At 71.6% G+C, this 9599-nt stretch carries 7 protein-coding genes; 2 read left to right on the forward strand and 5 right to left on the reverse strand.

What is annotated here, in order from left to right:
• Positions 1-1219 (reverse strand): L,D-transpeptidase (locus tag P3L51_RS33020; protein ID WP_354609029.1); only part of this gene is annotated, 1219 nt, incomplete at its 3' end.
• 151 nt (positions 1220-1370) lie between these two features.
• Between P3L51_RS33020 and glgX the strand changes: the two genes are divergently transcribed.
• Positions 1371-3719 carry a glycogen debranching protein GlgX gene (glgX, locus tag P3L51_RS33025; RefSeq protein ID WP_435594580.1) on the forward strand — a complete coding sequence of 783 codons (2349 nt, stop codon included), beginning with the start codon at positions 1371-1373 and terminating at the stop codon, positions 3717-3719.
• Between the two features lie 28 nt (positions 3720-3747).
• Here glgX and P3L51_RS33030 read toward each other — a convergent pair whose 3' ends face one another.
• The 4 genes from P3L51_RS33030 to P3L51_RS33045 form a co-directional block, all read right to left on the reverse strand.
• Positions 3748-4386 (reverse strand): response regulator, encoded by a 639-nt coding sequence (locus P3L51_RS33030; protein WP_354609030.1) that lies wholly within the window; start codon positions 4384-4386, stop codon positions 3748-3750.
• Positions 4349-5662, reverse strand: a complete 1314-nt coding sequence (locus P3L51_RS33035) for a sensor histidine kinase (protein WP_354609031.1) — start codon at positions 5660-5662, stop codon at positions 4349-4351. The genes P3L51_RS33030 and P3L51_RS33035 overlap by 38 nt, the downstream gene beginning before the upstream one ends.
• A 92-nt stretch (positions 5663-5754) precedes the next feature.
• Entirely contained in the window at positions 5755-6498 is a 744-nt protein-coding gene (locus tag P3L51_RS33040; RefSeq protein ID WP_354609032.1) for an ABC transporter permease, read from the reverse strand.
• Between the two features lies 1 nt (position 6499).
• A complete protein-coding gene (locus tag P3L51_RS33045; protein ID WP_354609033.1) occupies positions 6500-7450 on the reverse strand; it encodes an ABC transporter ATP-binding protein in 951 nt (316 codons plus the stop codon).
• Between the two features lie 137 nt (positions 7451-7587).
• On the opposite strand from P3L51_RS33045, the gene P3L51_RS33050 reads away from it, so the two are divergent.
• Positions 7588-9546: an ABC transporter ATP-binding protein gene (locus tag P3L51_RS33050; protein WP_354609034.1), complete on the forward strand. Its 1959-nt coding sequence runs from the start codon at positions 7588-7590 to the stop codon at positions 9544-9546.
• The last annotated feature ends 53 nt before the right edge of the window (positions 9547-9599 follow it).

Here is a 9599-nt window from a genome sequence, read left to right on the forward strand (position 1 = left end):
CGGTGACCGCGGAACCCGCCTTCCACTTCCGCCAGTCGAGGTTCCAGCCACTCAGTCCGTTGTCCGGATCGACCGTCCGGTCCGATGAGTTGACCACTTCGACGACATCGCCGACGAGCGTCCTGTCGAAGAACCAGCCCGCCGGAGTGTCCGCGCTGCCGCCCTTGACGTCGCGCAGCCCCACGCACCCGTGACTGACGTTGGCCGAGCCGAAGGTGTCGGGCGTGGCCCAGTAGTTGCCGTGCAGGAACGTCCCCGACGTCGTCAGCCGCAGCGCGTGCGGCACGTCCTTGATGTCGTACTCACCGCCGAAGCCGACCGTCGCGCCGTTCATCCGCGTCACGTCGTACAACTCGGTGACGACCATCTTCCCGTTGTACGTCGTGGTCTTGGGCGCCCCCGCCGTGATCGGCACCGTCGAGACCAGCGCGCCGTCGCGCCGTACCTCCATGGTGTGCTTCTCCGCGTCCACGAGGGACACCTGGGAGCGGCCGACCGTGAAGCCGACCTTCTTCTCCTGGATGCCGAAGACTCCCGGCGCCGCCTGGACGTCCCGCAGCCGCAGATCGACCGTGACCTCGGTGCCCGGCTTCCAGTACTCGCGGGGCCGGAAGTCCAGCCGCTGGTCGCCGAACCAGTGGCCGACGACCTCGACCGGCGGGTTCGAGGTGACGCGGACGGCACGCTGGACCGCGGCGCGGTTCTCGATCTTCCGGTTGAAGTCGAAGGAGACGATCATTCCGGTGCCGACGGTCGAGCGGTTCTCGGGTGTGAAGTAGCCGATGAAGCGGTGCTTCGGTACGGCGGTGGTGAAGGTGGAGTGCCGGGCCGAGCGGCGGCCCTCGCCGTCCACGGCGACCACGTCGACGCTGTATTTCGCGGCGAGCACGACGCGCGCGTCCGCCTCCGGCGACCACACGAGCCCGTCGTCGGAGGTCCGGCCCGCCATCTCCGTGCGCTGCGCGCCGTCGACGCGCGCGACCTCGACCCGCTCCAGCCGGCCGTCGGGAATCCTCACCTCGATCCGGTCGCCGCGCTTGATGTTCTTGGCCCCGTCCTCGGGGCTGATCCGGATCGTGTCCCCAGGCGCCCGGGACTTGCTTTCGGTGAAGGTCTCGCCGACGGTGCAACCCGTCAGTCCGGCCAGCCCCGCCGTCAGTCCTGCCCATGTCAGGACGGCGGCCACGCCGGTCCCTGCCCGCTTCAGTACGTGTGTCACGACCCGCCCAACGACTACCCCCCTCGGGGGGAAACGTGAGTGCGGGCCTTCCGGCGGGCAGAACACGTGGGAGGACCACGCGAGGGGCAGCCACGGCCGGGACGCCGTGGCTGCCGGATGCGCGGGGCCGACGAGCCGGGAGGCCTGACAGGTGGCGAGCGCAGCCGAGCAGGAGACAGTGCGGGAACCGGTCCCGGATCCGATGATGGATCACGTGAGAGATCCGGTCGAAGAGGACGAGAGGAACGCGGGAAGGGCGCCGGAGGCCGTCGGGGAGGCGGCCTCCGCCGCTCCCCCGCCCGAGGTGTGGCCCGGGGCGCCGACGCCGCTGGGGGCGCGCTTCCGGGTCGGTCCCGACGGGGTCGCGGGGACGAACTTCGCCCTCTGGGCGGGCGGCGCCGAGGCCGTGGAGCTGTGCCTCTTCGACGACGCGCCCTCCGTAGGAGGAGGCGACGGCGACGCGCCCTCTGTAGGAGGCGGGGTCGTGGAGACCCGCCTCCCCCTGACGGAGCTGACGCACGAGATCTGGCACGGCTTCGTGCCCGGCGTACGCCCCGGACAGCGGTACGGCTTCCGTGTGCACGGCCGCTGGGACCCCTGGACGGGCGCCCGCTGGAACCCGGCGAAGCTGCTGCTCGACCCGTACGCCCGCGCCGTCGACGGTGACTTCCGACTGCCGCCCGAGGTGTACGGCCATGTGCGCGACTGGCCGCAGCGGCACGTCGCCGACACCGTGCGCGACGAGCACGACTCGGCGCCGCACGTCCCCAAGGGCGTCGTCGTCCACGACGACGCCCCCGACGACGAGTGGGCCGACGACCGGCGCCCCAAGACGCCCTGGGCGGACACGGTCATCTACGAGCTGCACGTTCGCGGCTTCACCATGCGCCATCCGGGCATCCCCGAGGAGCTGCGCGGCACGTACGCGGGGCTCGCCCACCCGGCGGCGATCGAGCATCTCGTACGGCTCGGGGTGACCGCGGTCGAGCTGCTGCCGGTGCACCAGTTCGCGCACGAGGACCATCTGCTGCGGCGCGGGCTGCGCAACTACTGGGGCTACAACTCCATCGGCTACTTCGCCCCGCACGCCGACTACGCCGCGGGAGGGACCCGCGGCCGGCAGGTCGACGAGTTCAAGCAGATGGTGCGCGCCCTGCACGACGCGGGGATCGAGGTCATCCTCGACGTCGTCTACAACCACACGGCGGAGGCGGGCGAACTCGGCCCGACGCTGTCGCTGCGGGGCATAGACAACCGCGGCTACTACCGCCTCCAGCCCGACGCCCGCAGATACGCCGACTACACGGGCTGCGGCAACACCCTCGACGTCGTCCAGCCGCAGGTCCTGCGGCTGATCACGGACTCGCTGCGGTACTGGGTCACCGAGATGGGCGTCGACGGATTCCGCTTCGACCTGGCGGCGGCGCTGGCCCGCTCCATGCACGACGTCGACATGCTGTCGCCCTTCCTGGCGGTGATCGCGCAGGATCCGGTGCTGCGGCGGGTGAAGCTGATCGCCGAACCGTGGGACGTCGGGGACGGCGGCTACCAGGTCGGGGCGTTCCCGCCGCTGTGGACGGAGTGGAACGACCGCTACCGGGACGCCGTACGCGACTTCTGGCGCGGCGCCACACCCGACGTACGGGATCTGGGGTACCGGCTGTCCGGGTCGAGCGATCTGTACGCGTGGGGCGGCCGGCGGCCGTACGCCTCCGTCAACTTCGTCACCGCGCACGACGGTTTCACCCTGCGCGACCTCGTCAGCTACGAGCACAAGCACAACGAGGCCAACGGCGAGGGCAACAGGGACGGTACGGACGACAACCGCGCGTGGAACTGCGGCGTGGAGGGCGAGACCGACGACCCCGCGATCAACGCCCTGCGGCGGCGGCAACTGCGCAATCTCCTCACGACGCTGCTGCTGTCGACCGGTGTGCCGATGCTGGTCGCGGGCGACGAGATGGGCCGTACGCAGGGCGGCAGCAACAACGCCTACTGCCAGGACAACGAGACCGGCTGGCTCGACTGGTCACTGCTCGACCAGCCGGGCTCGTACGGCCTCTACCGGCTCACCAGGCGGCTGCTGGCGCTGCGGCACGCCCATCCGGTGCTGCGCCGCCGGGCGTTCTTCTCCGGCCGCGCGCAGGCGCCCGACGGGCTGCGCGACCTGGCGTGGTTCCGGCCGGACGGGAAGGAGATGACGGAGCAGGACTGGTACGCGCCCGCCTCGACGCTCGGGCTGTTCCTCTCGGGGCGGGACATCCCGGGGCGGGACGCGCGCGGACAGAAGATCACCGACGACAGCTTCCTGGCCGTGCTGCACTCGGGCGCGGAGCCGGTGGACTTCGCGCTGCCGGGCCCGCCGTGGGCCCGGTCGTACGACCTGGTGGTCGACACCTCGTCGGAGGACCAGGAGGAGGAGCCGGGGACGGTGCTCGAAGGGGGGACGGTCACGACGGTGCCCGCGCGGTCGGTGCTGCTGCTGCGGGTACGGGGGTGAGCCGCGCCCTCCGTAGGAGGGAGCGGGCTCAGCCGAGGATCTTGCGGTCGTATCCGACGGCGACCGCCGCCGCCCGGTCCTTGACGCCCAACTTGCCGTAGATGTGGGTGAGATGGGTCTTCACCGTCGCCTCGCTGATGAACAGCTCGGCGGCGATCTCCCGGTTGGACGTGCCCCGCGCGACGAGTTCGAGTACCTCGCGTTCGCGCGCCGAGAGGGATTCGTTGCCGGCCACGGGCGTACGGACGCGGGAGACCAGCCGGGACGCGACCGCGGGCGAGAGGACCGTACGTCCCTCGGCCGCCGCCCGCACCGCCGTGAACAGCTCCTCGCGCGGCGCGTCCTTGAGGAGGTAGCCGGTGGCGCCCGCCTCGATCGCGGGGATGGTGTCGGAGTCCGTGTCGTACGTGGTGAGGACGAGGACCTTGGAGCGGGCCCGGTGCCTGGTCAGCGCCGCGATGGCGGCGACGCCGCCGCCCTCCGGCATCCGCAGGTCCATCAGGACGACGTCCGGGTCCAGGCGCAGGGCCAGCTCGACGCCCTCGACACCGCCGGACGCCTCGCCCAGCACCTCGAAGTCGGCCGCCGATTCGAACATGCCGCGCAGACCGTCCCGTACGACGGGATGGTCATCGACGACGATCAGGGTGATGGTCCGCTGCGGCATGACGGACCAAAGGTACGCGAGCCGAGACGGCCGTGCCTCCGCCGCCCTCCTCGGACTCGACGGTGACGGTGCCCGCGATGCGTTCCGCGCGGGCCCGCATGCCGTCGAGCCCGAAGCCGTTCGCACCGGAGCGCGGGCGCAGCACGAGAGGGTCGAAGCCGCGCCCGTCGTCCCGTACGTCGAGGGTGATCTCGTCGCCCATGTACGACAGGGTGACGCCGGCCCGGTGGGCGGCGGCGTGCCTGGCGGTGTTGGCGAGGGCTTCCTGGGCGATGCGCAGCAGGGTGGCCGCGACCTCGTCGTGCAGGGGTTCCTCGGTGCCGGTGACGGTGAACCGGGCGTCCACCGCGGTCCGTTCGGCCCACTCGGCGACGGTCTTCTTCAGGGCCTCGGCGAGGGTGTCGTGGTCCAGGGCGGTCGGGCCGAGGTTCTGTACGGAGCGGCGGGCCTCGCCGAGGCTGTGCCGGGCGAGGGCCGCGGCGCGGGTCAGATGCTCGCGGGCCAACTCCGGGTCGGAGGTGGCGGTGACCACCTGGAGCTGGGCGATGATGCCGGTCAGCCCCTGGGCGATGGTGTCGTGGATCTCGGCGGCGAGCCTGCGCCGCTCGTCGGCGACGCCCGCCTCCCTGGCCTGGACGAGGAGCTGGGCGTGCAGGCCGGCGTTCTCCGCCAGGGCCTGTTCCAGGCGGGCATTGGCCTGTTCGAGCTGGGTGATGGTCGCGGCGCGCTCCGCGGCGACCTCGGACTCCCTGCGATCGAGATGGGCGAAGGCCAGGGTGAGGGAGCCGTTCAGCAGGAGGAGCCCGGCGAACAGGGCCCACTGGAGGACGTCCTGGGGCGGCAGGCCGCCGGACTGCGAGCCCGACATGATGACCGCGTAGACGAACAGCCCGGCCCGGACGGCGCGCTTCGGCAGGAGATGGCCGCTGTCGAAGTAGCCGAGGACGGCGTAGATCGCGAAGAGCGGGTTCAGCCAGGTGAGGACGAACGCGATGACGGTCCGTAGGACGTAGTAGACGAGCCCGGCCGCGGTCGGGTCCCGCCGGCGCATCGGCCGGCCGTCCCTGGTCAGGTCCCAGCAGAGCTGGAGCACGACGGCGAGGACGACCAGCGCGCCGGCCAGATACCGCTCCGTGCGGGGCATGTCGAAGGCGTCCATGCTGAGGGCGGAGATCACGGTGGAGAGCGCCAGCAGGGCGTAGGGGCCCCGCCGGTGGAACTGCTCCCACCGCTCGTCCACGGAGACCGGCCCGCGCGCCGCTCCGACGGTCGTCATCAGCACAGTGTGCCTCGCCCTCGACGGTGGCCGGCGGGGGCCGGGGTGCGGACCCCCCTGTGGTCCGCACCCCGGCGCCCGACCGGTCCTGGTCACTCCCAGCGGAACCAGCGGGCGGCGCCCGCGGTCAGCACGAGCGCCCACAGGGCCATCACGCCCAGGTCCGCCCAGTGCGGCCAGCCGCCGCGCGTCGCGGCGTCGAGGGCCTCGGACGCGGCGCCCATCGGCGAGTAGCTGACGATGTCCCGCAGCAGGTCGGGCATCGTCTGGACCGGCAGATACACGCCCGCCGTGAACATCGACGGGAAGAACAGGGCCGTGCCGATCGCCTGGCCCGCCCGCTGGGTGGGCGAGATCGAGCAGATCAGACCGCCCATCGCCAGGGCGCCGACCGTCGCGAGGGCCAGCGCCAGGAGATAGCCGAGGAGCTGCCCCGGCAGCGCCACCCCGAAGGCGATCCTGCCGACGGCGACCACCAGCGCGGCCGAGGCGAGCGCGCCGCCGCCCAGCAGGACGATCTGCGAGGTGAGCAGCGTGGTGGGCCGCACCGGCGTCGTGGACATACGGCGCAGGATGCCGCGCTCGCGGTAGCCGATCAGGATCGGCGGCATGGCCTGGAGTCCGGCCACGATCAGGGCGAGCAGGGCGGCGACGGGGACGTACAGGTCGATGACCCGCCGGCCGCCGAGGTCGGGGTCGGTGTCCCGGTAACCGGGGACAAGCCCGACGATCACCGTCAGCAGGGTCGGGAAGGCGACGAGCCAGAAGAGCACCCCGGGCTCGCGGGTCAGCAGGCGCGCCTCGGTCTTGAGGACGGCTGTGGAGGCGGAGGCCATGTCAGACCCTCTCGGTGGTGGCGGGCGTGGTCGTACCGGACGGGGCGACCCCGGTGTCGTTCTCCGTCAGGTCCAGGAACGCGTCGTCCAGCGTCGCCTCGGTGACCCGGAGCTGGTGCGCGGTGACGCGGTGCCGGGCGAGCAGGGTGATGACCGCGTTGACGGTGTCGTCGGTGCCGTTGATGACGATCCGGTCGCCCTGTGTCGCCACGGACACCGCGCCCGGCAGCCCGGCCAGGTCCTCGTCACCCAAGGGCCGCGACGGTGTGAAGGAGATGACGGTGGTCGCGGTCGAGCGCGCGATCAGCCCGGACGGGGTGTCGAGCGCGACGACCTTCCCCCGGTCGATCACGGCGATCCGGTCGCAGAGCCGCCGCGCCTCCTCCATGAAGTGCGTGACCAGCAGCACCGTCACCCCGGAGTCCCTGATCTCCTCGATCAGGCTCCAGGTGTCGCGGCGGGCGCGCGGGTCCAGGCCGGTGGTCAGCTCGTCGAGTACGACCACGCGTGGGCCGCCGATCAGGGCCAGCGCGATGAACAGCCGCTGCTTCTGACCACCGGAGAGCTTGGCGAAGCGCGTCGAGAGCTTCGCGTCGAGTCCGAGGCGGGCGGCGAGCGGACGCCAGTCGACGGGCTCGGGATAGAACGCGGCGTACAGCTCCAGCGCCTCGCGCACCGTCAGCTTCGGCTGGAGTTCGCTCTCCTGGAGCTGTGCGCCGAGGAGCTGGGTCACCTGCCGGTGGTCGGCGACCGGGTCGAGTCCCGCCACCCGCACCGTGCCGGCGTCGGGGACCCTGAGCCCCTCGACGCATTCGACGGTCGTCGTCTTGCCCGCACCGTTGGGACCGAGAATCCCGAAGATCTCGCCTTCTTCGACGGTGAAGCTGACACCGTCGACGGCGGGCTTTCCCCCGTATGCCTTGCGCAGGCCGTTGACTTCGATAATCGCCATGGCGGCAGCTTCTCCCCGAACGGCCGGGAGCGGCATCGGCCATCGCGCTCGACCTGATGTCAACCAATCGGTTGATGCGCCGACGTCAGCCGGAAATCGGTGGGCAGTGTCAGTGGTGATACGTAGGCTCGGTCCTGATGCCCACCTCCGAAGATGTATCCACCAAGGACAGCTCGGCCGTCCCGAAACGCTCCGCCGTGCGTTCGCTGCTCAGGCTCTGGCCGTACGTACGGCCCGTGCGCGTGCGCCTGTTCAGCGCGGCGTGCGTCGGGGTGCTGGCCTCGTGCCTGGGCCTGGTCATCCCTCTCGTACTGAAGTGGATGGTCGACGGACCGATCGCGGACGGCGACAAGGGCGGCATCTGGCTCGGCGCGCTGTTCCTGCTGGTGCTCGGGATCCTGGAGGCGATCCTGTTCGGCTTCCGGCGGTGGCTGGTGGCGAGGCCGCTGGCGGGGGTCGAGGCGGCGATGCGGGCCGATCTCTACCGGCATCTCCAGCGGCTGCCGATCGCCTTCCACGACCGGTGGCCCTCGGGTCAGTTGCTGTCGCGCGGTACGACGGACCTGATGCTGCTGCGCATGTTTCTGGCCTTCCCGCTGACCTTCCTGCTGGTGAACGGGACGACGATCCTGGTCGGATTCCTGATCCTGCTGATGCAGGAGTGGACCCTGGGGCTGGTGCTGCTGGCGCCCGTGGTGCCGCTGGTCATCCTCTGTTCGGTCTTCGAGGCGAAGTACTCACTGGTGGCGCGCAAGGCGCAGGACCAGGTGGGCGATCTGACGACGGTGGTCGAGGAGAGCGTTCTCGGCGTACGGATCGTGAAGGGCTTCGGCAGGCACCGCAGCCAGGCCCTCGCGTTCCGGGCGCTCGCGGAACGGCTGCGCGGTACGGAGCTGGGCAAGGCCCGGCTGCTGGCGGGCATCTGGGCGCTGATCATGGTCATCCCCGAGGTGGCGATCGGCGCGGCGCTGGTGCTGGGCACGGTCCAGGTCGCCGACGGGCACCTCTCGACGGGCACGCTGGTCGCCTTCCTGTCGACGGCGCTGGCGCTGCGCTGGCCGGTGGAGTCGATCGGCTTCCTGCTGGCGATGAGCCAGGAGTCGGCGACCGCGACGGAGCGGTACTTCGAGGTGATGGACGCCAAGGAGGAGAAGGCGGACACGACCGGGCCGGCGGCGACCGTGGGCGGCGGGCCGGACGGCGGGTCGGACGGCGGGTCGGACAGTGGTTCGGACAGTGGTTCGGACGGCGGGCCGGACGGGCTGCGCTTCGAGGGCGTGTCGTTCCGGTATCCCGACGCGGAGGCCGGGTCCGTGCCCGTACTGGCCGAGGTGGACCTGCACATCAGATCCGGCGAGACCATGGCTCTCGTCGGCGCGACGGGCTCCGGGAAGACGACGCTCACCGCGCTGGTGCCCCGGCTGCACGAGGTGACGGGCGGGCGGATCACGCTCGACGGCGAGGACATCGGGCTGATGCCCCGGCAGCGGCTGCGTGAGCTGGTCTCGGTGGCCTTCGAGGAACCGACACTCTTCTCGGCGACCGTCGGGGAGAACGTCCGGATGGGCGCCGAGAGCGCCGACGACGCGGCGCTGCTGCGGGCGCTGGACGTGGCGCAGGCCGACTTCGTCCAGGATCTGCCGCAGGGAGTGCGCACGGAGGTCGGCGAGCAGGGGCTCAGCCTCTCCGGCGGCCAGCGGCAACGGCTGGCGCTGGCACGGGCGGTGGTCGGCAGACCGCGCTTCCTGGTGCTCGACGATCCGCTGTCCGCGCTCGACGTCCATACGGAGGCGCTGGTGGAAGCGGCCCTGCGCCGGGTGCTGGAGGAGACGACGGCGCTGGTCGTGGCGCACCGTCCGTCGACGGTGATGCTGGCGGACCGGGTGGCGCTGATCTCGGACGGCCGCATCACAGCGGTGGGGACGCACCACGAACTGCTGCGGAGCAACGCGGAGTACGCGTGGCTGATGTCGGGGGCGGACGCGGAGACGGAGAGGGAGACGGACGCGGTGACGGACGCTGACGCGGGCGGGGAAGCCGCGCCGGAAGCCGGAAACGACCTGGGGGCGCAAGCCGTCGAGGGGAGCATGCGATGACGTCGTCGCCGACGACCACGACCGACGGCCCACCGGGACCGGAAAAGGGCGGG

Origin of the sequence: Streptomyces panacea, from assembly GCF_040560175.1 — a bacterium.
Classification (GTDB): domain Bacteria; phylum Actinomycetota; class Actinomycetes; order Streptomycetales; family Streptomycetaceae; genus Streptomyces; species Streptomyces panacea.